This is a genomic window from Burkholderia sp. MSMB1072, from assembly GCF_001524725.1.
In the GTDB taxonomy this organism is placed as follows: Bacteria; Pseudomonadota; Gammaproteobacteria; order Burkholderiales; family Burkholderiaceae; genus Burkholderia.
Genome location: NZ_LOYC01000010.1, coordinates 261,505 through 286,355 on the forward strand (window position 1 = coordinate 261,505; position 24,851 = coordinate 286,355).

The 24,851-nt window shown below is 68.8% G+C and carries 28 protein-coding genes, 2 pseudogenes and 1 riboswitch; of the genes and pseudogenes, 18 read left to right on the forward strand and 12 right to left on the reverse strand.

Annotated features, from left to right (window positions below):
* Window positions 1-27 precede the first annotated feature (27 nt).
* Window positions 28-771 carry an IclR family transcriptional regulator gene (locus WS89_RS06230; RefSeq protein WP_059789892.1) on the forward strand — a complete coding sequence of 248 codons (744 nt, stop codon included), beginning with the start codon at window positions 28-30 and terminating at the stop codon, window positions 769-771.
* Between the two features lie 102 nt (window positions 772-873).
* On the opposite strand, the gene WS89_RS06235 is transcribed toward WS89_RS06230, so the two are convergent.
* The 5 genes from WS89_RS06235 to cobG all read right to left on the reverse strand — a co-directional run bounded on the left by WS89_RS06235 (window position 874) and on the right by cobG (window position 7,003).
* A complete protein-coding gene (locus WS89_RS06235; protein WP_059789894.1) occupies window positions 874-2,226 on the reverse strand; it encodes a chitinase in 1,353 nt (450 codons plus the stop codon).
* Window positions 2,227-2,576: 350 nt separating this feature from the next.
* Complete coding sequence (gene cobJ / locus WS89_RS06240; protein WP_059789896.1) at window positions 2,577-4,292, reverse strand: precorrin-3B C(17)-methyltransferase; 1,716 nt, start codon at window positions 4,290-4,292, stop codon at window positions 2,577-2,579.
* Entirely contained in the window at window positions 4,289-5,023 is a 735-nt protein-coding gene (locus WS89_RS06245; protein ID WP_059789898.1) for a precorrin-2 C(20)-methyltransferase, read from the reverse strand. Before WS89_RS06245 ends, cobJ begins: the two co-directional genes overlap by 4 nt.
* Window positions 5,020-5,646 (reverse strand): precorrin-8X methylmutase, encoded by a 627-nt coding sequence (locus tag WS89_RS06250; protein ID WP_059789900.1) that lies wholly within the window; start codon window positions 5,644-5,646, stop codon window positions 5,020-5,022. The genes WS89_RS06245 and WS89_RS06250 overlap by 4 nt, the downstream gene beginning before the upstream one ends.
* Window positions 5,639-7,003 carry a precorrin-3B synthase gene (cobG, locus tag WS89_RS06255; RefSeq protein ID WP_306454013.1) on the reverse strand — a complete coding sequence of 455 codons (1,365 nt, stop codon included), beginning with the start codon at window positions 7,001-7,003 and terminating at the stop codon, window positions 5,639-5,641. Before cobG ends, WS89_RS06250 begins: the two co-directional genes overlap by 8 nt.
* A gap of 107 nt (window positions 7,004-7,110) precedes the next feature.
* Window positions 7,111-7,300, reverse strand: a riboswitch (cobalamin riboswitch).
* A gap of 202 nt (window positions 7,301-7,502) precedes the next feature.
* On the opposite strand from cobG, the gene WS89_RS06260 reads away from it, so the two are divergent.
* Genes WS89_RS06260 through cobM form a run of 4 tightly spaced genes read left to right on the forward strand, consistent with a single transcriptional unit; the run spans window position 7,503 to window position 11,343 of the window.
* Entirely contained in the window at window positions 7,503-8,756 is a 1,254-nt protein-coding gene (locus tag WS89_RS06260; protein ID WP_059789964.1) for a bifunctional cobalt-precorrin-7 (C(5))-methyltransferase/cobalt-precorrin-6B (C(15))-methyltransferase, read from the forward strand.
* Window positions 8,756-9,844, forward strand: coding sequence for a cobalt-precorrin-5B (C(1))-methyltransferase (locus tag WS89_RS06265; protein WP_059789904.1), 1,089 nt, complete (start codon window positions 8,756-8,758; stop codon window positions 9,842-9,844). The genes WS89_RS06260 and WS89_RS06265 overlap by 1 nt, the downstream gene beginning before the upstream one ends.
* A complete protein-coding gene (locus WS89_RS06270) occupies window positions 9,841-10,572 on the forward strand; it encodes a cobalt-precorrin-6A reductase (RefSeq protein WP_059789906.1) in 732 nt (243 codons plus the stop codon). The genes WS89_RS06265 and WS89_RS06270 overlap by 4 nt, the downstream gene beginning before the upstream one ends.
* Window positions 10,573-10,614: 42 nt before the next feature.
* Window positions 10,615-11,343, forward strand: coding sequence for a precorrin-4 C(11)-methyltransferase (gene cobM / locus WS89_RS06275; RefSeq protein WP_059789909.1), 729 nt, complete (start codon window positions 10,615-10,617; stop codon window positions 11,341-11,343).
* A gap of 21 nt (window positions 11,344-11,364) precedes the next feature.
* Here the strand turns inward: cobM and WS89_RS06280 are convergent, their stop codons facing one another.
* Window positions 11,365-12,543 (reverse strand): MFS transporter, encoded by a 1,179-nt coding sequence (locus tag WS89_RS06280; protein WP_059789911.1) that lies wholly within the window; start codon window positions 12,541-12,543, stop codon window positions 11,365-11,367.
* Window positions 12,544-12,673: 130 nt separating this feature from the next.
* Here WS89_RS06280 and WS89_RS06285 point away from each other — a divergent pair, with 130 nt between their 5' ends.
* Window positions 12,674-13,189, forward strand: a complete 516-nt coding sequence (locus WS89_RS06285) for a MarR family winged helix-turn-helix transcriptional regulator (RefSeq protein WP_059498913.1) — start codon at window positions 12,674-12,676, stop codon at window positions 13,187-13,189.
* Window positions 13,190-13,311: 122 nt separating this feature from the next.
* Here the strand turns inward: WS89_RS06285 and WS89_RS06290 are convergent, their stop codons facing one another.
* The gene (locus WS89_RS06290; protein WP_059789914.1) at window positions 13,312-14,016 is read right to left on the reverse strand and encodes a glutathione S-transferase N-terminal domain-containing protein; all 705 of its coding nucleotides are present in this window, start codon (window positions 14,014-14,016) and stop codon (window positions 13,312-13,314) included.
* A 171-nt stretch (window positions 14,017-14,187) separates the two neighbouring features.
* Between WS89_RS06290 and WS89_RS31915 the strand changes: the two are divergent.
* From WS89_RS31915 to WS89_RS06335, 12 genes and pseudogenes are all read left to right on the forward strand, one after another.
* Window positions 14,188-14,405, forward strand: a pseudogene (locus WS89_RS31915) (alpha/beta hydrolase); the annotation flags it as partial.
* 310 nt (window positions 14,406-14,715) lie between these two features.
* Window positions 14,716-15,102 (forward strand): type II toxin-antitoxin system death-on-curing family toxin, encoded by a 387-nt coding sequence (locus WS89_RS06295; protein ID WP_059498911.1) that lies wholly within the window; start codon window positions 14,716-14,718, stop codon window positions 15,100-15,102.
* Window positions 15,103-15,486: 384 nt separating this feature from the next.
* Window positions 15,487-16,653 (forward strand): ABC transporter substrate-binding protein, encoded by a 1,167-nt coding sequence (locus WS89_RS06300; protein ID WP_059789916.1) that lies wholly within the window; start codon window positions 15,487-15,489, stop codon window positions 16,651-16,653.
* A 49-nt stretch (window positions 16,654-16,702) separates the two neighbouring features.
* Window positions 16,703-17,782: an ABC transporter ATP-binding protein gene (locus WS89_RS06305; RefSeq protein ID WP_059789918.1), complete on the forward strand. Its 1,080-nt coding sequence runs from the start codon at window positions 16,703-16,705 to the stop codon at window positions 17,780-17,782.
* 49 nt (window positions 17,783-17,831) lie between these two features.
* A complete protein-coding gene (locus WS89_RS06310; RefSeq protein ID WP_059499087.1) occupies window positions 17,832-18,704 on the forward strand; it encodes an ABC transporter permease in 873 nt (290 codons plus the stop codon).
* The gene (locus WS89_RS06315; RefSeq protein WP_059789920.1) at window positions 18,704-19,627 is read left to right on the forward strand and encodes an ABC transporter permease; all 924 of its coding nucleotides are present in this window, start codon (window positions 18,704-18,706) and stop codon (window positions 19,625-19,627) included. The genes WS89_RS06310 and WS89_RS06315 overlap by 1 nt, the downstream gene beginning before the upstream one ends.
* 120 nt (window positions 19,628-19,747) lie before the next feature.
* Entirely contained in the window at window positions 19,748-20,185 is a 438-nt protein-coding gene (locus tag WS89_RS06320; protein WP_059498907.1) for a hypothetical protein, read from the forward strand.
* A gap of 198 nt (window positions 20,186-20,383) precedes the next feature.
* A complete protein-coding gene (locus WS89_RS06325) occupies window positions 20,384-20,596 on the forward strand; it encodes a hypothetical protein (RefSeq protein ID WP_059789922.1) in 213 nt (70 codons plus the stop codon).
* Between the two features lie 279 nt (window positions 20,597-20,875).
* Window positions 20,876-20,989, forward strand: a pseudogene (locus WS89_RS33625) (nitronate monooxygenase); the annotation flags it as partial.
* Window positions 20,990-21,108: 119 nt separating this feature from the next.
* Complete coding sequence (locus tag WS89_RS06330; RefSeq protein ID WP_059789969.1) at window positions 21,109-21,480, forward strand: GFA family protein; 372 nt, start codon at window positions 21,109-21,111, stop codon at window positions 21,478-21,480.
* Window positions 21,477-21,605: a hypothetical protein gene (locus WS89_RS34555; protein WP_257128139.1), complete on the forward strand. Its 129-nt coding sequence runs from the start codon at window positions 21,477-21,479 to the stop codon at window positions 21,603-21,605. The genes WS89_RS06330 and WS89_RS34555 overlap by 4 nt, the downstream gene beginning before the upstream one ends.
* 111 nt (window positions 21,606-21,716) lie before the next feature.
* Complete coding sequence (locus WS89_RS06335; RefSeq protein ID WP_006482257.1) at window positions 21,717-22,172, forward strand: MarR family winged helix-turn-helix transcriptional regulator; 456 nt, start codon at window positions 21,717-21,719, stop codon at window positions 22,170-22,172.
* A gap of 52 nt (window positions 22,173-22,224) precedes the next feature.
* On the opposite strand, the gene WS89_RS06340 is transcribed toward WS89_RS06335, so the two are convergent.
* The 5 genes from WS89_RS06340 to WS89_RS06360 form a co-directional block, all read right to left on the reverse strand.
* Window positions 22,225-22,941, reverse strand: coding sequence for a GNAT family N-acetyltransferase (locus WS89_RS06340; RefSeq protein WP_059789925.1), 717 nt, complete (start codon window positions 22,939-22,941; stop codon window positions 22,225-22,227).
* Between the two features lie 167 nt (window positions 22,942-23,108).
* On the reverse strand, window positions 23,109-23,438 hold the full coding sequence (locus WS89_RS06345; RefSeq protein ID WP_059789927.1) for a DUF4148 domain-containing protein: 330 nt from the start codon (window positions 23,436-23,438) through the stop codon (window positions 23,109-23,111).
* Between the two features lie 74 nt (window positions 23,439-23,512).
* A complete protein-coding gene (locus WS89_RS06350) occupies window positions 23,513-23,839 on the reverse strand; it encodes a DUF4148 domain-containing protein (protein ID WP_059789929.1) in 327 nt (108 codons plus the stop codon).
* 69 nt (window positions 23,840-23,908) lie between these two features.
* On the reverse strand, window positions 23,909-24,235 hold the full coding sequence (locus WS89_RS06355) for a DUF4148 domain-containing protein (RefSeq protein WP_034207338.1): 327 nt from the start codon (window positions 24,233-24,235) through the stop codon (window positions 23,909-23,911).
* A 66-nt stretch (window positions 24,236-24,301) separates the two neighbouring features.
* Window positions 24,302-24,721 (reverse strand): organic hydroperoxide resistance protein, encoded by a 420-nt coding sequence (locus tag WS89_RS06360; protein WP_034201940.1) that lies wholly within the window; start codon window positions 24,719-24,721, stop codon window positions 24,302-24,304.
* Window positions 24,722-24,851 lie beyond the last annotated feature (130 nt).

Below are 24,851 nucleotides of genomic sequence, written 5' to 3' on the forward strand. Positions count from 1 at the left end.
TTTCCCGTTCCGAATCAAGCGCTCGTCATGGACGTCAAACTCGTTGCCCGCACGCTCGACCTGTTCGAGCTGTTCGCCGCCGAACGGCGGCCGCTGCCGCTGACCGAACTCGCGCGCCTGCTCAACGTGCCGGCGTCGAGCTGTCTCGCGATGGCGCGCACGCTCGTGAGCCGCGGCTATCTGTACGAAGTGCGCAAGCGCGGCGGCTACTATCCGACGCGACGCCTGCAGACGGTCGCCGCCGCGATCGACGCGACCGACCCGGTCGTCGACATCGTGCATCCGCACCTCGTCGCGCTGCGCGACGCGACCCGCGAAACCGCCGTGCTCGGCAAGATCCAGGGCGTGTCGGTCACCTACCTCGACGTCGTCGAATCCGAGCAGGCGATCCGTTATACGCGCCAGCCGGGCGAGCTGCGCCCGCTGCACGCGAACTCGATCGGCAAGGCGATCTTCGCGGAACTCGCGAGCGACGTGCAGCAGGCGCTCGGCGCGCAACTGCCGTTCGAACGCTTCACCGACGCGACGGTGGCCGACCTGCCGGCGCTCGTCGCGCAGACCGCGCGGTTTCGCGAACTCGGCTGGGCGGAGAACTTCGGCGAGAGCGCGCCCGAACTGTCGGCGATCGCGGTTGCGCTGATGCTCGACGGCGACTGGTACGGGCTGTCGGTCGTCGGGCCGACCGAGCGGATTCGCCAGCATCGCGACGCGCATGCGGCGCTGCTCGTCGACGCGAAGGCGCGGCTGCTGGCCGAGCATGCGCGCGGGTAGGGCGGCGGCACCCGACGGCGCCGGCAGCGGGCCGTTGCCGGCGTGCGGTCCTGCCACGCCGAACACGGCCCGTCGCGCGTCACGCGCCGGCCCGTCGCAACGTCACGACTTCACCCACACGCCGCCCGCGCTCGGGTTGTCGCCCTGCGTCCACCATTTCGCGCAATACTTCGCGCCCTGATACGTCACGCACGTGCCGCCCTGGTAGGCGGTCGTCGCCGACCACGCGGGCGTGCCGCCGCCGACCGGCTTCCACACGGCCGCCTGCCCGGGCACGTCGCCCTGCGTCCACCACTGCGCCTGATACGTCGTGCCCTGGTAGGTGACCGTCGCGCCGGCCGTATAGACCTGGCCGGCCGCCCACGGTGCGCCCGGCTGCGGCGTGCCGCCATTCGTGCCGCCGCCGTAGTTCGGGTCCTGCGTGACGCCCGCGCCCCACTTGCCGTCGAGCTTCTTGAAGATCGTCGCGAACGCGTACGGCTGCTGCGCGACGCCCGAGCAGGTCGGCGACGCATACGTGCCGCCGGACGGGCACGCCTGGTCGCGGCCGACCGACCAGTTGCCGAAGAAGCCGTAGCCGTTCGCGACTGCCGCGTTCAGCACGGTCTGCGCATTCGCGAGCGTGAACGTCTCGCCCTGCACGTCGTTGACGCCGATCATCGGCGTGACGCCGACCATCTGCCACAGCTGCGCATTCGTCTTCGGCTGGCCGGCCGACTTGAACGCCGTGTCGAGCTGCGAGTAGAGCGCCTGCGCGGCGCTGATCGCCGCGGCGCCCATGTCGAGGTTCGCCGGGCCGTAATCCATCGCCATCACGTTGACCGCATCGAACGCGGTCTTGTTCGCGATGGCCGCGTTGACGACGTTCACGCCGTCCTGCGTGAGCCCGGTCGGCATCGTCGGCAGCGTCAGCGTCACATGCAGCGGCTTGCCCTTCGCCGCGTAGTCGGCCTGCAGTTGCGCGACGGCCTGGAAGTTGCGCGCGATCGCCGCCGTGTCCTGCTGCGACCCGCCCTCGATGTCGAAGTCGACATGGGTGAGGCCGTACGTGTCGATCACCGTCTGGTACGCGGCTTTCAGCGCGGGGACCGTCGAGCACGCCTGCATCAGCGGCGTGCCGTTCGCACCGCCGAACGACACGGCGACTTCGCCGCCTTTCGCGCGGTAGCTCGCGATCGACGTGGACAGTGCAGTCAGCAGGCCGCCGCTCGCGCCGTTGCCGATCGGCTGCACGCCGCCCCACGACGGCACGCAGCCGTTGCCCGCGACCACGAACGCGAGCGTGAACTGCTGGATGCCCTGGCGCACGCCGATCTGGTCGATCAGCGGTGTCGGATAAAGCGTCACGTCGACATAGGGCGCATAGACGCCGGCACCGTGCGACACGCTCGCCGCGAGCAGACAACCCGCGGCAAACGCACGCGGAACGAAACGCGTCAACGCATTGTTGTTCATTCTGTGTTCTCCAAGTGGAAGAGGGATACGCTGGCCTGCGTATCGCCGCCGATGGGGCAGGCACGTGCCCCGCCGGCGGCGTGCCTATCTTGGAGGATTCGCGTCGAATAGGGAATTTAGGTGTTCTTCTTTTTGTTATTCGATTCCCGATACGTAACGAACTTGCCGATTCGATCGCATTTCGAAACGCAGGGCGGGCATTTTTTCCGGCCGATCGCGCGACGCGGTGCGCATGGACCGGTTCCAGCGAACCGGCGACGCGCCGGCATGCCGATTACCGGCTCGCGCGCATGCGCATTCACGCGAGCGCCGCCGGATGCGGTACGCGCGCCGGCCGGGCGCAGCGGCCGTCAGCGATACCAGCGCGGCGTATAGACCCATTCGCGCGTGTTGCCGATCGCGAAGCGCCGCGTCGTCGACGAGCCGACGATCACCATCGTGCGCATGTCGACCTGGTCGCCGCGTAGCGCGCCGAGGGTCGTCGTCGACAGCGTCGCGCCCGGCCGGCCGATGTCGCGGCCGAGCACGACCACCGTGTCGGCCGTGCGATACGCGCGCACGATATCGAGCGCCCGGTCGAGCTGCCACGGCCGCGCGCGCGAAATCGGGTTGTAGAACGCCATCACGAGATCGGCTTGCGCCGCATGCCGCAGGCGCGTCTCGATCACTTCCCACGGCTTCAGGTTGTCCGACAGCGAGATCGCGCAGAAGTCGTGACCGAGCGGCGCGCCGGCCTGCGCGGCCGTCGCGAGCGACGCCGAGATGCCGGGCTCCACGCGCAGGTCGACCGCGGCCCATTGCGGGTCGCGCGCTTCGTCGAGCGCTTCGAGCACGGCCGCGGCCATCGCGAATACGCCGGGGTCGCCCGACGATACGACCGCGACGCGGCGGCCCTCGGCCGCCAGTTCGAACGCATGGCGCGCGCGCTGCATTTCCTCGCGATTGTCGGTGCCGTGCACGCGCTGGTTCGCCCGGAACGGGCCGGCCATGTTCACGTAGGTCGTATAGCCGAGGATGTCGGTCGCGTCCGCGAGCGCCGCGCGTGCGGCCGGCGTGAGCCATGCGGCGCCGCCCGGGCCGAGACCGAGCACCGTCAGGCGGCCGCGTGCGCGGCCGAGCGTCGCGGGATCGATCGGATGCGAGGCGACCGCGCACGCGAGGCCGTGCGATGCCGCACGCATCGTGTGGGCGACGCGCAATGCGCGGGCGAGCAGCGTGGCGGCGTCGGCGGGCATGTCGCGGTCGCTATCGCCATCGACGAAACGCAGCGGCACGTCGAGCGTGCTCGCCGCTTCTTCCAGCGCGGATTCGCCGATCGCCGACGCCGGCGCGACGATGGCCGCGAGCGCCAGCCGGGCGAGACCCTGCGTATCGAGCGCAGCTGCGATGCGCTCGGCCAGCGCGTGTTCCGCATGCACGGCCTCCGCGGCGACGCCGACCACCACGCTGCGCGGATGAATCACGAGTTCGTCGCGCGCGCCGCGCCACGCATCGGGCGTCACGCGAATCGCGTGTGCGGCCGCGGCATCGCGCGGCAGCGCGACCGCGTCGAGCCACGGCGCGGCGCCGTCGATGCGCGTCGACGCGCCCGCGAGCAGGTCGGACACGAAGCGCTTGCCCTGCGCGAGATCGGCGAGCGCATAGCCTTCCGGCGGATTGAGCACGCACGCGCCGAAGCGCAGTTCGCCGCTCGTCGTGATCGCGGGCGCGACGCCGACGCATTCGGCAATTTCGCGCGCGATCGCATTGACGCCCGTCAGCCCGCCGAGCAGCGGCACGACGGCCGAACCGTCCTCCGCGACCGCGAGTACCGGCGGCTCGACGCCCTTGTCGGCGAGTGCGGGCGCGAGGCAGCGGATCACGATGCCGGCCGCGCACAGCGCGACGATCGGCAAGCCGCGCGCATACAGTTCGCGCAGGTGCGCGCCGAGCTCGTCGAACGGCACGTCCGCGTCGACGCGCGACGCGAGCCCGTGCACACGGGCGCCCGGGTAGCGCGCCTGGATACGTCGCGCGGTATCGAGCGCGCTCGCGCCGAGAATCACGATCGCGGGCGGTGTCGTCATCCTTGCCATTTTTCCCCCGGCACGACGAGCAGCGAGAAATACGGCGACGCCATCGGATCGACCTCGTCGAGCGGCACGATGCGCTGGTTTGCCATCGTCGCACGCTCGACGTACAGCGCGCGCTTCGCGAGCCCGAGTTCGTCGAGCACGCGCCGCACCTTGTCGAAGTTGCGGCCGAGCTTCATCACGACCGCCGCATCGGCGCGCGCGAGCCGCTCGCGCAGCTCGTGCTCGGGCAGCACGCCCGACAGCACCGACAGGCTCTGGTTGCGATAGACGAGCGGCTGGCCGAGCACGGCCGTGCCGCCGAGCATCGCGCACACGCCGGGGATCACCTCGGTGTCGTAACGCGGCGCGAGACGGTCGTGCAGGTACATGTACGAGCCGTAGAAGAACGGGTCGCCTTCGCAGATCACCGCGACGTCGCGGCCTGCATCGAGATGCGCCGCGACGATCTCGGCCGCGGTGTCGTAGAAATCGGCGATCACCGTCTCGTAACACAGCGGCGGCGGCAGCGCCTCGGTCGTCACCGGATAGACGAGCGGCAATTGCGTCTGCCCGTCGAGCAGGTGCGCTTCGACGATGCCGTACGCGTTGCCTTTCTTGCCCTTCGCGACGAAATACGCGACCACGGGCGCCGCCTGCAGCACGCGCAGCGCCTTGATCGTCATCAGTTCGGGATCGCCGGGGCCGACGCCGACACCGAACAGCCGTCCGCGCGCGCTCGTCATTCGACCTCCGTCGCCAGCGCATTGACCGCGGCGGCGGCTATTGCGCTGCCGCCGCGCCGGCCGAGCAGCGCCACGTACGGCACGCCGCGGCTGTCGGCATCGAGCATCGCCTTCGATTCGGCCGCGCCGATGAAGCCGACCGGGAAACCGAGGATCAGCGCGGGGCGCGGCGCGCCGGCGTCGATCATGTCGAGCAGGTGGAACAGCGCGGTCGGCGCATTGCCGATCGCGACGACGCTGCCCGCGAGATGCGGGCGCCACAGTTCGAGCGCGGCGGCCGAACGCGTGTTGCCGAGGTGCCGTGCGAGGTCGGGCACTTCCGGCTCGCCGAGCGTGCAGATCACGCGATTGGCCGCCGGCAGCCGCGCGCGCGTGATGCCTTCGGCGACCATCCTCGCGTCGCAGAGGATCGGCGCGCCGGCCGCGAGCGCGGCGCGGCCGGCCGCGCCGGCACCGACCGAGAAGCGCAGGTCGTACACGACGTCGACCATCCCGCACGCGTGGATCACGCGCACCGCGAGTTTCTCGAGATCGGGCGGAACCCGCGACAGGTCGGCCTCGGCGCGGATCGTCGCGAACGACTGGCGGTAGATTTCCTGCCCGTCGCGAATGTAGTCAAGCATCGGTGGTGTCCTGGCTGTGCCGCGCGTCCATGAGTCGGACCGCGGCCTGATCAATCGTCAGATGGCGCGCGAGCGGGGCGCCGAGGCCCGCGGCCGCGTCGCGCCGGTAAAGGTCGTAATGCGCGGGCGCCACCGCGACGAGCGTATGGGCGGCCGGGTGCGGCAGCGCGCAGTGGCGCTCGCATCCGGTCAGATGCACGTCGAGCGGATGGCCGACGCGCGCGGCGAGTGCGCGTGCGTCGCGTTTCGTGTCGGCGCGCGCTTTCGCGCAGCCCGTGCTGCCGGTGCAGGCAACGAGCATCGCCAGCGGGTCGGACGGCGCGCACACGAGGCCGAGCGACGCGAGTGCGTCGCGCGTCGCAGCCGCACGCTCGTTCGGCACGCCGTGCACGAACACGCCTTGCCACGGCGTCATCGACAGCGTGCCGTCGCCATCGGCTTCGGCCCGTGCGGCGAGCTGCTCCAATTGCGCCGCGTCGAGCCGCCCGAGCGCGAATTGCGCGCCGACGCTGCAACGCGCCGCGTCGCGCGACGGGCGCGCGCCGAAACGCAACGCAGGGTCGACACGCGTGCGCCGCCAGTCGGCAAGCGCCGGATCGGCCGCGAGCGGGAAGGGCAGGTAGTGCTGCGCGCGCTCCAGCAGCGTGCGTTCGTCGCACGTCGCAAGCAATGCGCGCATCCGCGTGACGTCAGCCGGCGCGAGATCGAGGAACGCGAGCAGCAGCGCGCGAACCAGTGCCACGCCTTGGTCCGCGGACACGTCGACCGAAGCCGGCCGATCGCCGTGCGCCACCGGCGGACAGCCGGCTAGCCCCGCCGCGAGACGTACCGCGCCGTCGCCGCGGCGCCACGCGGCCAGCCAGATGTCGTGCGGATGATCGAGCGCCGCGACCGTTTCGCCGCCGTCGAGCAGGATCGAGAATTTCGGCGACGATTCGCCGCGACGCGGCTCGCTCGCGAGCATGTCGAGCAGCGGCACGGCGAGCGCGTGGCTGTCGACGAGTGCGGCAGGGTCGTGCCCGGCAAGCGGGCTCAGCATCACGTTGCGGACGTCGTCGCTCGCCGCGAGCGCGGCCGCATTGACGATGGTGGCGTTGTCGGCGCTTGCTCGCGGGCCGAGCCCCGCATCGAGCAACGCGCGCGTCAGCGCATCGGCCGCACCGTCGCGAATGCCGCGCAACTGGAGATTCGCGCGATTGGTCGCATCGATCATGCCGGAGCCGTACAGGCGCGCGGCGGCGGCGATTGCGCGCGCCTGGCGCGCGTCGAGCCGGCCGCCCGGCAGCTTGATCCGGCACAGCCCGCCGTCGGCGGCCGCGACCACGCGCACGAGCCCCGGGCAGGCCGACGGGCGCACGACGGACGACGCAGGAATCGAATCGGGAGCGGAACTCAACGGGATACCGGAACAGTGTGGCGCCGCGGCCAACGCATCGGTACACCCCGCCCGACGCCGACTGGCACGCACGCACTTTCTGGCCGGCAGGTCTCCTGGCTGACAGGTCGGCGCCGGCTCCCGGCCTTCCCGGTGGAACCAGTGGCATGAGGGGGGATCGGCTCGCTGTCTACAGTTGCGGGGGCAGCCACAGCGGCGCGCGGTGCGCCCTGTGTTCCCTCTTCGGCCCCGAAGGGCACCGGCGAACGAACGGCCGTAGGATACCCGATTTCGGCCACGATTCGCGACCGTCTGGCCGTTCGCGGCGGGCGAAGCGGGCAATGCCCGGGCGCGAGCGGGCGGCCGGATGAAACGCGGGGTGGAACACGGTACCATGCCGTATTTCGCAATGCGGACGGCCGCATCGGCGCTTTCCGGGCCGCGCGGCGACACGATGAAATCGAACGATGGGGAAGGGTGGATGACGGCGTGGCTGACGGTAGTGGGCATCGGCGACGACGGTTACGCGGGGCTCGGACGCCACGCGCGGCGCGCGTTGCTCGAAGCGACGCGCGTGGTCGGCGCGAAACGGCATCTCGACATGCTGCCCGCACGGCTGCGGGCGACGCGCGAAGCATGGCCGTCGCCGTTCGACCTGTCGGGGCTGCTCGCGCGCCGCGGCGCGCCCGTGTGCGTGCTCGCGAGCGGCGACCCGATGCTGTTCGGCGTCGGCGCGACGCTCGCCCGCGCGCTTTCTCCCGACGAATGGCGCGTGCTGCCCGCGCCGTCGTCGCTGTCGCTCGCGGCCGCCCGCCTCGGCTGGGCGCTGCAGGACGTGGGCGCGGTCTCGCTCGTCGGGCGGCCGCTCGCGACGCTGGCGCGCCATCTGCTGCCGGGCCGGCGCCTGTTCGTGCTGAGCGCCGACGGCCGCACGCCGGCCGCCGTCGCGGCCGAACTCGCCGCCCGCGGTTTCGGGCCGACGCGCGTCAGCGTGTTCGAACACCTCGGCGGCCCGCTCGAGCGACGGATCGATGGCCTCGCGCAAGACTGGAGCGTCGCCGAAACCGCCGCGCTCAATCTCGTCGCGCTCGACTGCCGGGCGGGCCCCGACGCGCCGCGCCGCGCGCTCACGCCCGGCCTGCCCGACGACGCGTACCGCCACGACGGCCAGCTCACCAAGCGCGACCTGCGCGCGATGACGCTCGGGCGCCTCGCCCCCGCGCCCGGCGAGCTGCTGTGGGACGTCGGCGCCGGCAGCGGCTCGATCGGCATCGAATGGATGCGCGCGCATCCATCGTGCCAGGCGATCGCGATCGAAGCGCATGCGGAGCGGCAGCGCTTCATCGAACACAACCGCGAAACGCTCGGCGTGCCGGGCCTGCAACTCGTCGCGGGTCGTGCGCCCGAAGCGCTCGCGGGGCTCGCTGCGCCCGACGCGGTCTTCATCGGCGGCGGCGCGACGGCGCCCGGCGTGCTCGACGCGTGCTGGGCGTCGCTGAAACCGGGCGGCCGGCTGGTCGCGAACGCGGTCACGCTGCAGGGCGAGATGGCGCTCGCCGCGTGGCGCGACGTGCACGGCGGCACGCTCACGCGCGTGTCGCTCGCACATGCCGAACCGCTCGGCCGTTTCGACACGTGGCGACAGCCGCTGCCGGTCACGCTGTACGACGTGCGCAAGCCCGACGCGGCCGGCTCGTCGACCATGTCGACTCCGTCGAACGCAACGGACGCGTGATGCGCGACGAAACTCCCGAACAGCCCGCGCCGCTGCGCTTCGGCTACACGACCGGCAGTTGCGCGACCGCGACGTCGCTCGCGGCCGCGCAACTGCTGCTCGCGGGCCATGCGGACGACGCGGTCGAGATCGTGCTGCCGAAGGGGCAGCGCGTGATGATGCGGCTCGAATTCTGCCGCGCCACGGCCGACGGCGCCGAAGCCGGCACGATCAAGGATGCCGGTGACGATCCGGACGTCACGCACGGCGCGCTGATCTTCGCGCGCGTCGCGCTCGCGGCGGCGCCCGGCGTGCGCTTTCATGCCGGGCCGGGCGTCGGCACGGTCACGCGGGCAGGGCTGACGCTGCCGGTCGGCGAGCCGGCGATCAACCCGGTGCCGCGCCGGATGATGACCACGCACCTGGAAGCGCTCGCCGCCGAACACGGCTACGCGGGCGGCTTCGACGTGACGATCGGCGTCGACGGCGGCGAGGCGCTCGCGCTGAGGACGATGAACCCGCGCCTGGGCATCGTCGGCGGGCTGTCGATCCTCGGCACGACCGGCATCGTGCGGCCGTTCTCGTGCTCGGCCTATATCGCGTCGATTCATCAGGGCATCGACGTCGCGCGAGCGAACGGCATCGCGCACATCGCCGCCTGCACGGGCAACGCGAGCGAGGACGCGATGCGCGCGCACTACCGTCTGCCCGATATGGCGTTGATCGAGATGGGCGACTTCGCGGGCGCGGTGCTCAAGCACCTGCGGCGCGCGCCGGTCGCGCGCCTGTCGATGTGCGGCGGCTTCGGCAAGCTGAGCAAGCTCGCGGCCGGCCATCTCGATCTGCACAGCCGCCATTCGAGCATCGACCTGCCGCTGCTCGCGCAGTGGGCGGCCGAAGCCGGCGCGAGCGATGCGCTGCAGGCCGCGATGCGCGCCGCGAACACGAGCCAGGAAGCGTTGAAACTCGCGCAGGCCGACGGCGTGCCGCTCGGCGATCTCGTTTGCGCACATGCGTTGCAGGTGGCGCGCGACATCGTGCCGCCGTCGGTCGCGGTCGAGATGTTCGCGATCGACCGGCAAGGCCGCTTCGTCGGGGAGGCGCGATGAGCCCGCGCATCCTGCTGCTCGGCGGCACCGGCGATGCGCTGAAAATCGCGCGCGCGCTCGGCCCGCATCATGTCTATAGTCTCGCCGGCCTCGGCAAGACGCCCGACGACTTGCGCTGCGGCGTGCGCGTCGGCGGTTTCGGCGGCGCAGCCGGGCTCGCCGCGTATCTTCGCGACGCCGGCATCGGCCTCGTGATCGACGCAACGCATCCGTATGCCGCGCAAATCAGCGCGAACGCCGCGGCGGCGACGCGCGACGCGGGCGTGCCGCTATGGGCGCTGCGCCGCGCGCCGTGGACGCCGCAACCGGGCGACGACTGGCGGATGGTCGACGACTGGGCCGGCATCGAGGCCGCGCTCGCGCCGTTCAGGCGTCCGCTGTTCACGCTCGGCCGCGAACCGCTCGCGCATCTCGACACGATCCCGCCGCACCAGTTCTGGCTCGTGCGCTGCCTCGATGCGCATCCCGGCAACGCCCGCGCACAGGTCGTCGCCGCGCGCGGGCCCTTCACGCCCGACGGCGAGCGTGCGCTGTTCGCACTGGCGGGGATCGACGTCGTCGTCAGCAAGAACAGCGGCGGCGCGGCCACGGAGGCCAAGCTCGACGTCGCACGCGAACGCAGGCTGCCGGTCGTGATGCTGCGCCGGCCGCCGCTGCCCGATGCCGACCGCGCGTTCGACTCGGTCCGGACGCTCGTCGACGCACTCGATCCGGCCGCGCGCGCCTGACGCGACGCAGCGGTCATCCCACGAATTGACGGAGAAATTTCGATGACGGTGTATTTCATCGGCGCGGGCCCCGGCGACCCGGAGCTGATCACGGTAAAGGGCCAGCGCCTCGTGCGCACGTGCCCGGTGATCCTGTATGCGGGCTCGCTCGTGCCGGCCGCCGTGCTCGACGGTCATCGCGCGGAGCAGGTCGTCAACACGGCCGAACTCGACCTCGACGCGATCGTCGCGCTGCTCGCCGCCGCGCATGCGAAAGGGCAGGACGTCGCGCGCGTGCATTCGGGCGACCCATCGCTGTACGGCGCGATCGGCGAGCAGATCCGCCGCCTGAAAGCGCTCGGGATTCCGTACGAAATCGTGCCGGGCGTGACGGCCACGGCCGCGTGCGCGGCGACGCTCGGCGTCGAGCTGACGCTGCCCGGCGTCGCGCAGACGGTGATCCTCACGCGCTTCGCGGGCAAGACGACGATGCCGGAAGGCGAAGCGCTCGGCTCGCTCGCCGCGCACCGCGCGACGCTCGCGATCCATCTCGGCGTGCGCCATCTCGCGCGCATCGTCGACGAAGTGCTGCCGCATTACGGCGCCGATTGCCCGGTGGCGGTGATCTATCGCGCGAGCTGGCCCGACGAGGAACGCGTGACGGGCACACTGGCCGACATCGTCGGCAAGGTGCAGGGCACGCAGATCGAGCGCACCGCGCTGATCCTGATCGGTCGCGTGCTCGACGCCGAAGGGTTCGCGGATTCGACGCTGTACGCGAGCGCGGGCTGAACGCACCCGCGCCCGCGTCGCTCAGACCCGCGCCACGTGCCGCGCCAGCTTCGGCGCAAACCCCGCCGCCAGCGCGAATAGCGCGACGCACAGGCACGCCATCGCGACCCACGCGGGCGTCAGGTCCGCGAGATGCTGGCGCACGACACCTGCCGCGAATGGAAACAAGCCGGCGACCAGATAGCCGACACCCTGCACGAACCCCGTCAGCGACGCGGCATCGGCGGGCGTGGCCGCGTGGTCGACCGTGACGATCAGCGACAGCGGAAACAGCGCGCCGATTCCCGCGCCGAGCAGCAGCGCGGCCGGCAACGCGAGTGCGTCGGGCGCGGCCAGCATCGTCAGCAACCCGACGAACAGCGACGCGATCGCCGCATGCAGCGCGGGCCGGCGATCGGGCAGGCGGTCGATCGTCGCGGCAATCGTCAATCCCGCGACCACTTCCGCGAGCGTCACGCCGCCGAGCAAGCTGCCGGCCGCGGTCGGCGACCAGCCGAGCCGCATGTAGTACGGCGGCAGCCACGCGAGCACGAGCGTGTAGGCGCCCGTCGCGATGCCGAAGAACAACGCGAGCCGCCATGCGCGCGGCGAACGCGACGGCCGCGCATTCGATACCGACAGCGGCCCGCCGGCCGGCGCGTCGCCGCCACGGCTCGCCAGCGGCCAGGCCAGTGCGGCGAGCGCCGCCGGCAACGCCCAGCCCGCGAGCGCGACGAGCCAGCCCCAGCGCGCCGCCGCGAAGGGCGCGACGACGCTCGCGAGCACCGCGCCGCCCATGATCGACGTCGAGTAGACGCCCATTGCACCGCCGATGCGCGTCGCGAAATGCGCCTTCACGAAGCCGGGCAGCAGCGCCTGCACCATCGCGATTCCAACGCCCGCGCAGCACGCGCTCGCGAGCAGCAACCCTGCGTGCTGCGCACCGACGCGCGCGGCGCAAGCCAGCCCGATCAACGCGACGCCGAGCCACACGCCGCCCGCGATCCCGGCGACGCGCTGCAGGCGCCGCGCGCTCAGCGCGCCGAATCCCATCAGCAGAATCGGGATCGTCGTCAGCAGGCTCGCCGCGCCGTCGCCGATACCGGTCGCGCGCTGGATCATGTCGAGCAACGGGCCGACCGCGGCGAGCGCCGGCCGCAGGTTCAGCCCGACGAGCACGATCGCGGCGAGCCGCCATCCGGGGGAAGTGAAGCGATTCAATGCAAGGCCCTCGATATCGGTGCGCGGCTGCCCACGAGGCGCCGCGCGTTTTTCAGGTAAAGTATCTCGATATCAAGATAAATGACTATTTATCTCGACGTCAAGATAACTGGCAAGCCGAGGAGGGTTAATGGATCGAGCCGAGCATGCGCTCGCGCAATGGCGCGCGGAGCGCCCGGATCTCGACGCGACATCGATGGTCGTGATGGGGCGGCTGCAAGAAGCCGCGCTCGTGATTGCGCGCGACCGTCTCAATCCTCTGTTCGCGCGCTACGGCATGCAGCCGGGCGAATTCGACGTGCTCGCGACGCTGCGGCGTAGCGGTGCGCCGTTCGCGCTGACGCCGACCGCGCTGTACGACGCGCTGATGATGTCGTCGGGCGGGATGACCGCGCGCATCGACCGGCTGCAGAAGGCCGGCTGGGTCGAGCGCCGGCCGAACCCGGCCGACGGGCGCGGCACGCTGGTCGCGCTGACCGACGCCGGGCGTGCGCTGATCGACGAAGCGGTCGTCGCGCACATCGACAACCAGCGCGACCTGCTGGCCGCGTTGTCGGCGGCCGAACAGGCGCAGTTGTCGCAACTGCTGGGCAAGCTGCTGGCGGGGCTGGAAAATCCTGCACCGGACGCGCGTGGCGGAAAGTAGCGCCGCCGGATGCGTGACGCCGGCGCACCGCACGGGCAAAAAAATGCCCGCCGCGCAATGCGGCGGGCTTGGCTCGAGCAGCGCGCGGGCCGCACACGGCGAGCCCGCGCTGCTGCCCGGTCTCAATCGCGCGCCGGGATATTGAGCCCGCGCGCGACGGCCGGCCGCGCAACGAACGCGTCGAGCACCCGCTTGACGTGCCGGAATTCGTTGAAGCCGACCAGATCGCCCGCCTCATAGAAGCCGACCAGGTTGCGCACCCACGGGAAGATCGCGATGTCGGCGATCGTGTAGGTATCGCCCATCACCCACTGGCGGTTCGCGAGATGCGCGTCGAGCACGCCGAGCAGGCGCTTCGATTCGGCGACGTAGCGGTCGCGCGGGCGCTTGTCCTCGTAATCGCGGCCGGCGAACTTGTGGAAGAAGCCGACCTGGCCGAACATCGGCCCGATGCCGCCCATCTGGAACATCACCCACTGGATCGTCTCGTAGCGGCCCGCGAGATCCTTCGGGATCAGCTGGCCCGTCTTGTCCGCGAGATAGATCAGGATCGCGCCCGATTCGAACAGCGGCAGCGGCTGGCCGTCGGGGCCGTTCGGATCGATGATCGCGGGGATCTTGTTGTTCGGATTCAGCGACAGGAATTCGGGCGACATCTGGTCGTTCGTGTCGAAGCGCACGAGGTGCGGCTCGTACGGCAGGCCGGTTTCCTCGAGCATGATCGACACCTTGACGCCGTTCGGCGTCGGCAGCGAGTAGAGCTGGAGACGGTCGGGGTGCTGGGCCGGCCACTTGTGCGTGATCGGGAAGGCGGACAGATCGGGCATGAAGGTTCGCTCGTCGAAGTGAATGATCCGCGCCCGCCCGTGCCGCCGTGCTCGCGCACGGTTCAGGGCGCGGCGGCGGGGCGGTGCGCGCCGAAAGCGCCCACTGTAGCCGATCCGGGAAATCGATGCAGGGGTCGGTCGCGCCTGAGCCTGTGCCGCCTGGCTGCACATCTGCCATTCCCGGGCATCGTCGCCGCGAGCCGCAACGATCCGCTCGCGTGCTTCGAACGCACCGAGACGCTGACGGCCGGGTGGGGCGGCCAGCTCGTCCATCTCGGCGAGGTCGGGCACCTAATCCGGCATCCGGCTACGGCGAGCGGCGTGATGCGGAGCGGCTGGCCAACGAGACGATCGCGCTCGGCGAAGGTCGCTCCGGTCCGAGGGATTGACGCACGGACACCGTTTGCCCGTCCCGAGCCTCCTTCGTCGGTTCGTCGGGTGCTATGATTGCCGGTGATATGGCCACCCGTATGAGAACGGGGTAAGCGGCTGATTGTTATCGTTTTTTTTAGCGGGTATCTGTCATGGCTCCCAAGAGAAAGGTGCTGTACGGGGTTGAACTGAAACCCCGCGCAATCATTCGTCCCACGACGGAGGTCAAGGCTTCGACCGAGACCGAGAAAGGCGATGTGCTTCGCGCGGCGCGAAAAGTCATTTCGGAACACCGGGACGTACTAATCGCGTTGAAGGATCGCTGATTTGCTGGATCTCGACTACGTCATCACCATCCACGACGAGATCATCCGCGATCTCGGCGGCCTCGGCGGTTTCGCGCATGCGGGTCGGGGCGGAGTCGAGGCCGCCCTGCAACGCGTCGACAATCATGTCCATTACGCGGGTCTCGATGACGTGTTCGGCATTGCGGCGACCTATGCCGTCGCAATCGCACGGGGCCACGTGTTCAATGATGCGAACAAGCGTACCGGCCTCACTTGTGCGTTGACGTATATGGAACGACAGGGCATCTCGATTCCTCGTCTAGCCGATCTCGAAGATCTCATGGTCGATGTTGCCGACGGTAGCGTAACGAACGAGGAACTGGCCGAGTATTTCAGTGCGGTCTGGGAATTGTCTCTGTCTCGCTGAAAGCGGGTCCCGCCGGGCCATTTTCTCACCATGTCCCCGCCAATGGCCACTCGTCGATAAACAACGGGCACGAAGATTCGATTACTCGCGCCGGACGTCCGTCGGGCCTGGCATTCCATCCCGCGAAATATGCCGGTTGTGCTTGGTCGCCGCCCGGTTTCAGCCTGATCTCGCATCGATATACGATGTCCTAACTCATATCGTTCAGCGCTCCATTTCGGCCCTTGGCGCTCATTCTGCCTGCCGGATCGCCTCACCGCAGAAGGGTTTTTGTCAGGGAAAGTCCCGCCCCGGATTCCGTGGTTTTTTGTTGACCGACATCGTATAACGCCGTCATGATTTCCTGACAAGAAAGGTCCCATCCACCGACCGAAGTGAGGAGACATGAACACCACCCCGATCGCTTGCCGTGTCCGCCGGATCGCACTCGCACTGGGCTTCGCGCTGTCGGCCGCCGCAGCCGTTGCCGCCCCCGTATCGCTGAACATCGTCGACGTCGCAGGCAACCTGCAGCTCACGCAGAAGGCCATCGAGGCGTTCAAGGAGAAGAATCCGAATCTCGTCGCGAACGTCACGTTCACGAACGCACCCGCCCCGCAGTTGCCGGGCAAGATCAAGGCGATGCAGGCGGCGGGGCGCTCCGACATCGACCTCGTGCTGACGGGCACCGACGCGCTGGCCGCCGGCATCGAGCAGAACCTGTGGCAGAAGCTCCTGCCCGACAACGCGGCCGCCTTCCCCGGCGTACTCGACAAGTACGCGCCCGGCCCACGCAAGATGCAGGATCTCGCGCAGGGCTTCGGTCTCGAAGTCACCTACATGCCGGCCGGCCCGTTGCTCGAATACAACCCCGCGAAGGTGAGCGCCCCGCCGAAGACCCCCGATCAACTGCTCGCCTGGTGCAAGGCGCACCCGAACAAGCTGATCTATGCGCGCCCGGCGAACTCGGGCCCCGGCCGCACGTTCCTGATGGGGCTGCCGTACGTGCTCGGCGACAAGAATCCGCAGGACCCGATCAACGGCTGGGACAAGACCTGGGCGTTCCTGAAACAGTTGAACGACTGCGTGCCGTACTACCCGGGCGGCACGTCGGCGGTGATGAAGGAGCTCGGCGAAGGCACGCGCGACATGACCGTGACCGTCACCGGCTGGGACCTCAACCCGCGCGCGCTCGGCATCGTGCCAGCCGAATTCAGAATCCAGGCGTTCGACAACATGACGTGGGTCAACGACGCGCACTACATGGTGATCCCGAAGGGCGTGCCGAAGGAAAAGCTCGACGTGCTGTTCAAGCTGATGAATTTCCTGCTCGAACCGGCGCAGCAGGCGATGACCTACGACGACGGGTACTTCTATCCGGGGCCGGCGGTGAAGGGCGTGACGCTCGAGATGGCGCCCGCGCACAGCCAGGAAGTCGTTCGCAAGTTCGGTCGCCCCGAATACGCGAAGCTGCTCGCCGATCGACCGCACGTGCAGCCGCTCAGCGCGCAGGCAATGGTCGCCGCGTTCCAGAAGTGGGATCGCGAGATCGGTTCGCAGAAATCCAAGTGACGGCTGAACCGGCGGGCGCCGCGGCGCCCGCGTCGATGGAGTTCGTGGAATGAAGCACGGTTTCGAACGGTTGCGGCTCGACGGCGTGTGCCGCAGTTTCACCAATGCGCAAGGCGCACAGGTCGCCGCGTTGAACGGGCTCGACCTCGAGATCCGACGCGGCGAGTTCATCGCGCTGCTCGGCCCGTCGGGCTGCGGCAAATCGACCGCGCTGAACTGCATCGCCGGGTTGCAGCCGCTCACGCGCGGCGGCATCTGGCTCGACGACACGCGCATCGACGTGCTGCCGCCCGAGCGTCGCGGCTTCGGGATGGTGTTCCAGAACTACGCGCTGTTTCCGCACATGTCGGTGCTCGACAACGTCGGCTTCGGCCTCAAGATGCGCGGCGTGCCGAAGCAAGAAACGCGGCGGCGCGCGCAGCAGGCCCTCGAGCTCGTGCAGCTCGTCGGCCACGAAGGCAAGCTGCCCGGGCAATTGTCGGGCGGGCAGCAGCAGCGCGTCGCGATCGCGCGCGCGATCGTGATCGAGCCGCCGCTCGTGCTGATGGACGAGCCGCTGTCGAACCTCGACACGAAACTGCGCATCGAGATGCGCGCGGAGATTCGCCGCATCCACACGCAGCTCGAACGCGCGACGATCTACGTGACGCACGACCAGGACGAGGCGCTGTCGATGGCCGACCGCATCGTCGTGATGAAGGAGGGCGTCGTGCAGCAGGTCGCGTCGCCGAAGGATGTGTACACGCGCCCGCACAACCTGCATGTCGCGCGCTTCATGGGCTATCGCAACGTGCTGCCGTTTACGCTCGAAGGAATGGCAGGCGATCGCGTGAGCGTCGCGTCGGGCGGCGTGCGCCTCGCGGGCGTGCCGATGGCCGGCTTCGACGCGAAGGACGTCGTGGTCGCGCTGCGCCCGGACGACGTCGAGCGCGCGGAAGAAGGCGCCGACAACGCGTTCGACGCGACCGTCGAGACCGTCGAGTACGGCGGGCGCGACTCGCTGATCCGCGCGCTCACGCCGTTCGGCGCGATCTGGGCGCGTGTGGCCGGGGAGTTCGCGGAAGGTGAACCGCTGCGGCTGCGCGTGGCGCCGGCACGGACGCTGGTCTATCCGGGAGACGTGCAATGAACGGGCTGCGCCAAGCGGCATGCACGGCGGCGTCTCGCGCGGAGGCCGCATGAGCACGCTCGCGACCGGCGGCGCGCCGCGCGACGCGAAAGCCTGGCTCGTCACGCCGGCGCTCGCGTTCATCGCCGCGCTGTTCATCTATCCGTTCGCGTACGGTCTCGTGCTGTCGTTCCAGCCGATGAACGGCGGCGGCGCGCTCGCGAACTACGTGCAGTTCTTCACCGACACCGCGATGTGGCCAACCGTGCTCGTCACGCTGAAGCTCGCGGTGCCCGCGACGCTGCTCAATGTCGGCATCGCGGTGCCCGTCGCATTCGCGCTGCGTCGCAACTCGCCATACCAGAAGTTCGTCACGACGCTGCTCGTGATTCCCGTTACGCTCGGCACGGTGCTCGTCGCCGACGGGATGCTCACGTATTTCGGGCCAAACGGCTGGTTTCCGCAGGCGCTGCAGGGGCTGCACCTGTACACGGACGAAGTGCGCCTCACGCACAACTACTGGGGCGTGCTGCTGTCGCTGATCGTGTCGGGCTTTCCATTCGCGTTCCTGCTGATGCTGTCGTACATCAGCGGCATCGACCCGACCCTCGCGCACGCGGCCGCGACGCTCGGCGCGAACCCGTGGCAGCAGTTCCGGCAGATCTACCTGCCGCTGCTCGTGCCGGGGCTCACGATGGCCGCGTGCCTGTCGTTCGTGCAGGCGTTCTCGGTATTTCCGTCGGCCGTGCTGCTCGGCGCGCCGGCCGGGCCGACGCGCGTGATCTCGATCGCGGCGGCCGAAGCCGCGTTCGAGAGCTACGACTATTCGCTCGCGTCGGCGATCGCGATCGTGATGGGCTTCGTGCAGCTGCTGGTGGTCGCGTCGATGCTCGGCGCGCGCCGCTTCTTCTATACGGGCGCGGTGACGGGAGGCAAGGGCTGATGGCGACCGACGATCATGCCGCTCGCACGTGGCCGCCGAAGCACGATGCACCCGACGCGCGGCCCGTCGACACGGGAAAACCGCACAGGATGAGAAGCAACCTCGCCGGCCGCGCATGGAAGGCGCTCGTGTGGGCGCTGATGGCGTTCTTCCTGCTGAACGTGATGCTGCTGATCGCGACCGTCGCGGTGAATTCGGTCGCGACGCGCTGGTTCGGCACGCCGTTGCCGCAGGGCTTCACGCTGCACTGGTATGCGAAGGCGTGGGAAGACTTCCAGCTCGCGAGCGTGCTGTGGGTGACCGTCGAGGTGGTCGGCGCGGTCGTGCTGCTGTCGATCGCGCTCGGCGTGCCGGCCGCGTATGCGCTCGCACGCGTGCAGTTCCGCGGCAAGCGCTTCGCGCTGCTGGTGTTCCTGCTGCCGCTGATGGTGCCGCCCGTCACCTACGGGATCCCGATGGCGACCGTGATGTACAAGATCGGGCTCGCGGGCACGCTGCCGGGCGTGATCCTCGCGAACCTCGTGCCGGCGCTGCCGTTCGTGATCCTCGTGATGACGCCGTTCATCGAGCAGATCGATCCGAACCTCGAAGCCGCCGCGCGCATCTTCGGCGCGAACACGTGGCGCTATTTCCGTTACGTGCTGCTGCCGCTGCTGGTGCCGGGCATGCTCGCGGCCGGGCTGCTCGTGCTGGTGCGCACGATCGGGATGTTCGAGCTGACGTTCTTCACCGCGGGCCCGAGCACGCAGACGCTCGTCGTCGCGCTGTATTACGCGGTGTTCTCGACCGGCGTGCGCGCGCCGCAGTCGATCGACGCGATGGCGATGATCTACATGGTCATCACGCTCGTGTGGGTCGTGATCGCGCTGCAGTTCGTCAGTCCGACCCAGCTCGTGAGCCGCGTGAAGCAGGAGCGGCAGTAGGCGAGGGCATCGTACAGCCGCGCGGGGCTGCCGACAGCGTGCAATTGGTTACAAATGGATACCGCGCACGACACGCGGACGTTGCAGACTACGCGGCGTTCCCCCGATCGACGGATATCCATGAAGGTTCAAACGCTGCTGACACTCGCCGGCGCCTCGACGCTGCTGGCCGCCTGCAACCTGCTTCACGACGGTCCCGGATCGAGCGACGTCGACGCCGCCGTGCGCCGCGCGCTCGAAGCGGAAAACCACGGCGGCCTGAACGCGCTGTTCGGTCAGCCGCTGCCCGTATCGGCCGACGTCGTGTCGGCGAAACCCGACGGCGACTGCAAGAAGCTCGGCGATCGCACGTATTCGTGCGACGTCGTGGTCACGTGGCGCAACGCCGATTACTCGCCGTCGCGCGCGAACCTGACCTTCGTGAAGGCAGCAGACGGCTCGTGGCAGACGTCGGGTGTCGACGCGGCGATCGTGACGGGCACCGCGAAGTCGCTGATCGACCATATCGGCAAGGCGTGGCCGGGCAATGCGGCGAGCGGCGCGTCGGCGCCGCAGTGATGCGCGGGCGGCAAGCCTTCGTTCTCTTCCCCGGATAGGCGGCGCGGGCCTTGCCGGCCGTAGCGCCGCGCTTGCCCCGGTAAAAGGGCGCGAGTGTCGTGCCCATCTCGTTCGAACGCATCCTCGGTATGCAGAAAGGGTTATAGGGAAAACCCTTATCTCAAGGTATAATTTCGGCCATGAGAGAAAGGTCATACCATGCCTGAACGCTTCCAAACCCTTGAAAAATTTGTGTTTTCCATCGTCGTGATGTCCGCCGTCGTGTGCTCGGCCTTCCTCGCGTACGAGCGTCATCCCGAGATCAAGATCGCGCTGCACGAAGGCGAAGCGCTGATGCGCGAAAGCGCCAAGTACTCGGTCATCTGCTCGCCGTCCAAGGTCGATCCCTGCGTCGAGATGTCCGCTTACTGAGCCTGAGCAGCTTTTCCGCTTGCCGGGCTTGCCCGCATCACCGCCGATCCGAATGCGTTGAAGCAGCGGCCATCCGGCATTCGGAAACCGGCCGCAAGACAGGGAGCATGCACGAATCTGTTACGTGCCGAGTCGCTGGCGTAAGCAGCCCCACATCCGGTCGGCCCCGCTTCGAGCAATCGAGCGGGGCCGTTCTGTTTGTGCATGTCACGCGACATGCCGCAGCCCGCCGCCAACGAAAGCGGCGACGTTGCGCGTCGCGCAACGTGGGTCGTCCACGAATGGGCGAGACCGGCAGCGCTGCTGGCTCGCGCGCTGCCGGCAGCCGAGCCGTTCGCGGCGCTCGAACGCGAAACGCGCGCGGCAATCGCGCGGATGCAGCACGTGCTGGACCGAGCGCGTAAGCCGCGGATTTGCAATGTCCTGTATCTGCGCCGACCGTCGATACAGTGCGATACAACGCCCGCGCGCGGGTTCGCTATAAAGCAGGCATGACCGTTTCGGAGCCCATCATGTCTGCCACCTGGTTCAAAGGGTCCTGCCATTGCGGGGCCGTCAGATTCGAATTCAGCGCGGCCATCACGCCGGCCGTCCGCTGCAACTGCAGCCTGTGCCGCCGGCGCGGCGCGCTGATGAGCCCGATGTTCGCCGCCGCCAACCTGACGATCGTCGAAGGCGAGGGCGTGCTGACGTGCTATCGCTTCAACACGCACACCGCGCGCCACTATTTCTGCAGCCGGTGCGGCGTCTATCCGTTCCACCAGACCCGCAAGGACCCGGCATGCTGGCGCGTCAATCTCGGCTGCCTCGACGGCGTCGATCCGACTACGCTCGACGCGACGGTCGCCGACGGCGCGAGCCTTTCGGTCGTGGAGGACGCATGAAACGCTGGCTGATGATCCTGCTGTTTGCCGCGGGCGGGCTCGCGACCGAAATCGCGTATCCGGTGCAGTGCACGTTGCTGTCGGTCAGCCGTCAGCGAACCGGCAAGCGCCGCAAGCCGGGCTGAGCGAACGCGGCGGGCGTCGGCCTATCGACACCGATTATCATGCTTCCGATAAGATCGCATGCGATATATAATGTGATCGTCTGCGACCGTTCGCGTCGCTGGAGGAAGTCCATGAAACCGACCGAAACCCCGTCGCCCGCCGCGCCGAAGCTGTCCGAGTTCCTGTGCTTTGCGATCTACTCGGCGAACCTCGCGTTCGGCAAGGCATACAAGCCGATTCTCGACGAGCTCGGCCTCACGTATACGCAGTACATCACGATCATTGCGCTGTGGGAGCAGGACAACCAGACCGTCGGCCAGCTCGGCGAGAAGCTGTTCCTCGAATCCAACACGCTGACGCCGATCCTGAAGAAGCTCGAGGCGATGGGCTATCTGGAGCGGCATCGCGATCCGTCCGATGAGCGCCAGGTGCTCGTCAGCCTGACCAAAAGCGGTCGCCGCGTGCGCGAGAAGGGGCTCGACATGAACCTAGTCGAAGCTACCGGGCTGAAGCCGGACGAGTTCGCCAAGGTGCAGAAGGCGATCGTCACGCTGCGCGGCAACCTGATCCGATCGACCGAAGCATAAAAACATCCGGATACGGCAAGCGGCCGACGCGGGAATCGCGCCGGCCGCGTTGTCACGTGCGCGCGTCGCCCACCACCAGCAGGTGCATCTCGCGACGGACGACGAAACCGAGTGCGAGATAGCGCGCGATCGCCACCTGATTCGTCGTGAGGACGTGCAGGAAAGGCGTTTCCGCACGCGCACCGATCGTCGCGATCAACGACCGGATCAGCCGCGTCGCCAGCCCTTGCCGCCGAAACGCGGCATCCACGCAGACGGCGCTGATCTCGGTATATCCGTCGACCTGCATTCGCTGGCCCGCCATCGCGGCCAGCCGGCCTTCACGGCGCACGCCGACGTAGTGGCCCAGTTCGAACGTGCGCGGACCGAATGGGCCCGGCTGCGCGGCGGCGGTCAGCGCGAGCATGTCCGGCACGTCGGCTTCGCCGAGCGGGACAGATTCCGCGTCGTGCGTCGGATCGAACGTCCGTTGCCAGATCATTTGAAGCAACGTCGCGCGCCGGATCACCGACAAGCCTGCCGGCGACTCGATCTCGTCCGGCGTGACGAGCGCCGCCGGTCCGTGTGCGGCGATCAGTTCGCACAGCGCGCCGAACGACGCCGGGCTCGTGTCGTCGATCGCGACAAACGGCGCGATGGCCGCCGGGAACCGCAGTGCGCGACCCTCGCCGAGCGCGAAACGGCGTTGCCTGCCCGTGAGCGCATTCCAGACGACCCGGTCGAGCACGTGCGCATCGCCTGTCGCGTTTCCGGTCATGGCGTCCGGCATCGGCGGCTCCTTGGTGGAAGATGGGGTGCCGCACAGAATAATCCCGGATCAGGCGAACAGGTAGCGCTGACGATGCAGTCCGGACGATGCAAATAATAACGCGCATGCGATTACATCGCATGCGCGTTATATAGTGGACTTCGGCGGCCGAATTCGCCGTACCGCGCTCAATGGCCGAAATAGATCGAGCGCTCGGCTGTACGCACCGTGTTTCGGCTGCCGGACTGCGTGGCGCCGCCGGCGTCGCTGCCGTAACCGGCCGCCTGCGTATCGGCCGCGACGGCGCCGCCATCGCGAATCCGGTTCAGCGCGGCCTGGATATTGTCCGGGTAGTTCGGATCGTTCGGGCGATTCGGCTGGTAGCCGGCTTGCTGCAACGCGGCCAGTTCCGCACGCACCTGCGCACGCGTGACAGTGCTTTCGCCGGCAAAAACCGGTGCGGCGGCAGAAGCCGACACGGCAACGAGAAGGGCGGCAATCAGTTGGGTCTTCATCATTCACCTCGACAGGGATTCAGGAATTCAGGGGTTGCGCATCGCACGCCGGCCATCGGCGCCGTTCGCGCGTTCGTTCAATGACCGAAGTAGATCGAGCGTTCGGCGAGTCGCGTCGCCGGCCGGCTACCCGACTGCGTCGCGGCAGCGGCATCGTTGCCGTAACCGGATGCCGCAGCATCGGCCGCCACCGCGTTGCTGGCATGAATGCGCGTCAACGCGGCCTGCAGGTCGTCCGGATAGTGCGGATCGTTCGCGCGGCCGGGCCGATAACCGGCCTGTGCCAGTTGGACGAGTTCGGCGCGGACTTGCGCGCGGGACACGACGGCTTCGTCGGCAAACGCCGGTGCGGCGGCAGAGGCGGAAACAGCCACGAGAAGGGCAGCGATCAATCGGGTTTTCATCGTTCACCTCGACAAAACAAAATGGAATCAGGGATAAAGGGAATCAGGGTTCACGTACCGCGAGTGTGTTCAGTGACCGAAGTACACCGAGCGCTCGGCCACGCTTGCGACGTGCCGGCGACCGGATTGCGTCGCGGTGTCGCCGTCGCTGCCGTAGCCGGACGCTGCGGCGTTGGCCGCGACGGCATCGTCGGCGTGGATCTGCGTCAGCGCGGCCTGCAGATCGTTCGGGTAGGTGGCGTCGGTCGCGCGGTTCAGCGGATAGCCGACGCGTTGAAGCTGCGCGAGTTCGGCGCGCACCTGCGCACGCGTCACGGTGGCTTCATTGGCAAACGCCGGAGCGGCAACGGCAGCCGAAACAGCGACGAACAGGGCAGCGATCAGTTGGACTTTCATGTTTCACCTCGATGGAAAAGGAATCGGGAATTCGGGAGGGCGGCGCTCGGCCGCCCGATGCAACGTTCAGGCGATCCGGATGTCGACGTCGATGTTGCCGCGCGTCGCTTTAGAATACGGGCAGGTCTGGTGGGCGGCGTCGACGATGCGTTGCGCGACGTCGCGCTCGAGCCCCGGCACGCTCACGTTCAGCCGGGCCTGCAGGAAGTACGCGTTGCCCGCCGTGCCGAGATCCACTTCGGCGTCGACCGCGAGATCGGCCGGCAGCGTCACCTTCGCGGCGCGCGCCGCAAGCTGCATCGCGCCGATGAAGCAGGCCGACCAGCCGGCTGCGAACAGTTGCTCCGGGTTGGTGCCGGTGCCGGCGCTGCCCGGCGACGACAACTGAATGTCGAGGCGGCCATCGGAACTGCGCGCGGCGCCGTCGCGGCCGCCGGAAGTCGTATGCGTCTTGCCCGTGTACAGCACTTTGTCGATCTTGCTCATCGTTTGCTCCGTCGGTAGGTTTGTCTCAGATGCGATTCGATCGCATGCGACGCAGTTTCCGCCTGACGGCCAGCCACGTCAAGCGCATTCGATTAAATCGCATACGATATTTTGTATTTCAATGTATCTG

Excerpts from the sequence above, each read along its gene's own strand:
- WS89_RS06230 (WP_059789892.1), top strand. The coding sequence starts at position 28 with ATGGACGTCAAACTCGTTGCCCGCACGCTCGACCTGTTCGAGCTGTTC.
- WS89_RS06235 (WP_059789894.1), bottom strand. The coding sequence starts at position 2,226 with ATGAACAACAATGCGTTGACGCGTTTCGTTCCGCGTGCGTTTGCCGCG.
- cobJ (WP_059789896.1), bottom strand. The coding sequence starts at position 4,292 with ATGACGACACCGCCCGCGATCGTGATTCTCGGCGCGAGCGCGCTCGAT.
- WS89_RS06245 (WP_059789898.1), bottom strand. The coding sequence starts at position 5,023 with ATGACGAGCGCGCGCGGACGGCTGTTCGGTGTCGGCGTCGGCCCCGGC.
- WS89_RS06250 (WP_059789900.1), bottom strand. The coding sequence starts at position 5,646 with ATGCTTGACTACATTCGCGACGGGCAGGAAATCTACCGCCAGTCGTTC.
- WS89_RS06260 (WP_059789964.1), top strand. The coding sequence starts at position 7,503 with ATGACGGCGTGGCTGACGGTAGTGGGCATCGGCGACGACGGTTACGCG.
- WS89_RS06265 (WP_059789904.1), top strand. The coding sequence starts at position 8,756 with ATGCGCGACGAAACTCCCGAACAGCCCGCGCCGCTGCGCTTCGGCTAC.
- WS89_RS06270 (WP_059789906.1), top strand. The coding sequence starts at position 9,841 with ATGAGCCCGCGCATCCTGCTGCTCGGCGGCACCGGCGATGCGCTGAAA.
- cobM (WP_059789909.1), top strand. The coding sequence starts at position 10,615 with ATGACGGTGTATTTCATCGGCGCGGGCCCCGGCGACCCGGAGCTGATC.
- WS89_RS06285 (WP_059498913.1), top strand. The coding sequence starts at position 12,674 with ATGGATCGAGCCGAGCATGCGCTCGCGCAATGGCGCGCGGAGCGCCCG.
- WS89_RS06290 (WP_059789914.1), bottom strand. The coding sequence starts at position 14,016 with ATGCCCGATCTGTCCGCCTTCCCGATCACGCACAAGTGGCCGGCCCAG.
- WS89_RS06300 (WP_059789916.1), top strand. The coding sequence starts at position 15,487 with ATGAACACCACCCCGATCGCTTGCCGTGTCCGCCGGATCGCACTCGCA.
- WS89_RS06305 (WP_059789918.1), top strand. The coding sequence starts at position 16,703 with ATGAAGCACGGTTTCGAACGGTTGCGGCTCGACGGCGTGTGCCGCAGT.
- WS89_RS06310 (WP_059499087.1), top strand. The coding sequence starts at position 17,832 with ATGAGCACGCTCGCGACCGGCGGCGCGCCGCGCGACGCGAAAGCCTGG.
- WS89_RS06315 (WP_059789920.1), top strand. The coding sequence starts at position 18,704 with ATGGCGACCGACGATCATGCCGCTCGCACGTGGCCGCCGAAGCACGAT.
- WS89_RS06320 (WP_059498907.1), top strand. The coding sequence starts at position 19,748 with ATGAAGGTTCAAACGCTGCTGACACTCGCCGGCGCCTCGACGCTGCTG.
- WS89_RS06325 (WP_059789922.1), top strand. The coding sequence starts at position 20,384 with ATGCCTGAACGCTTCCAAACCCTTGAAAAATTTGTGTTTTCCATCGTC.
- WS89_RS06330 (WP_059789969.1), top strand. The coding sequence starts at position 21,109 with ATGTCTGCCACCTGGTTCAAAGGGTCCTGCCATTGCGGGGCCGTCAGA.
- WS89_RS34555 (WP_257128139.1), top strand. The coding sequence starts at position 21,477 with ATGAAACGCTGGCTGATGATCCTGCTGTTTGCCGCGGGCGGGCTCGCG.
- WS89_RS06335 (WP_006482257.1), top strand. The coding sequence starts at position 21,717 with ATGAAACCGACCGAAACCCCGTCGCCCGCCGCGCCGAAGCTGTCCGAG.
- WS89_RS06340 (WP_059789925.1), bottom strand. The coding sequence starts at position 22,941 with ATGCCGGACGCCATGACCGGAAACGCGACAGGCGATGCGCACGTGCTC.
- WS89_RS06345 (WP_059789927.1), bottom strand. The coding sequence starts at position 23,438 with ATGATGAAGACCCAACTGATTGCCGCCCTTCTCGTTGCCGTGTCGGCT.
- WS89_RS06350 (WP_059789929.1), bottom strand. The coding sequence starts at position 23,839 with ATGAAAACCCGATTGATCGCTGCCCTTCTCGTGGCTGTTTCCGCCTCT.
- WS89_RS06355 (WP_034207338.1), bottom strand. The coding sequence starts at position 24,235 with ATGAAAGTCCAACTGATCGCTGCCCTGTTCGTCGCTGTTTCGGCTGCC.
- WS89_RS06360 (WP_034201940.1), bottom strand. The coding sequence starts at position 24,721 with ATGAGCAAGATCGACAAAGTGCTGTACACGGGCAAGACGCATACGACT.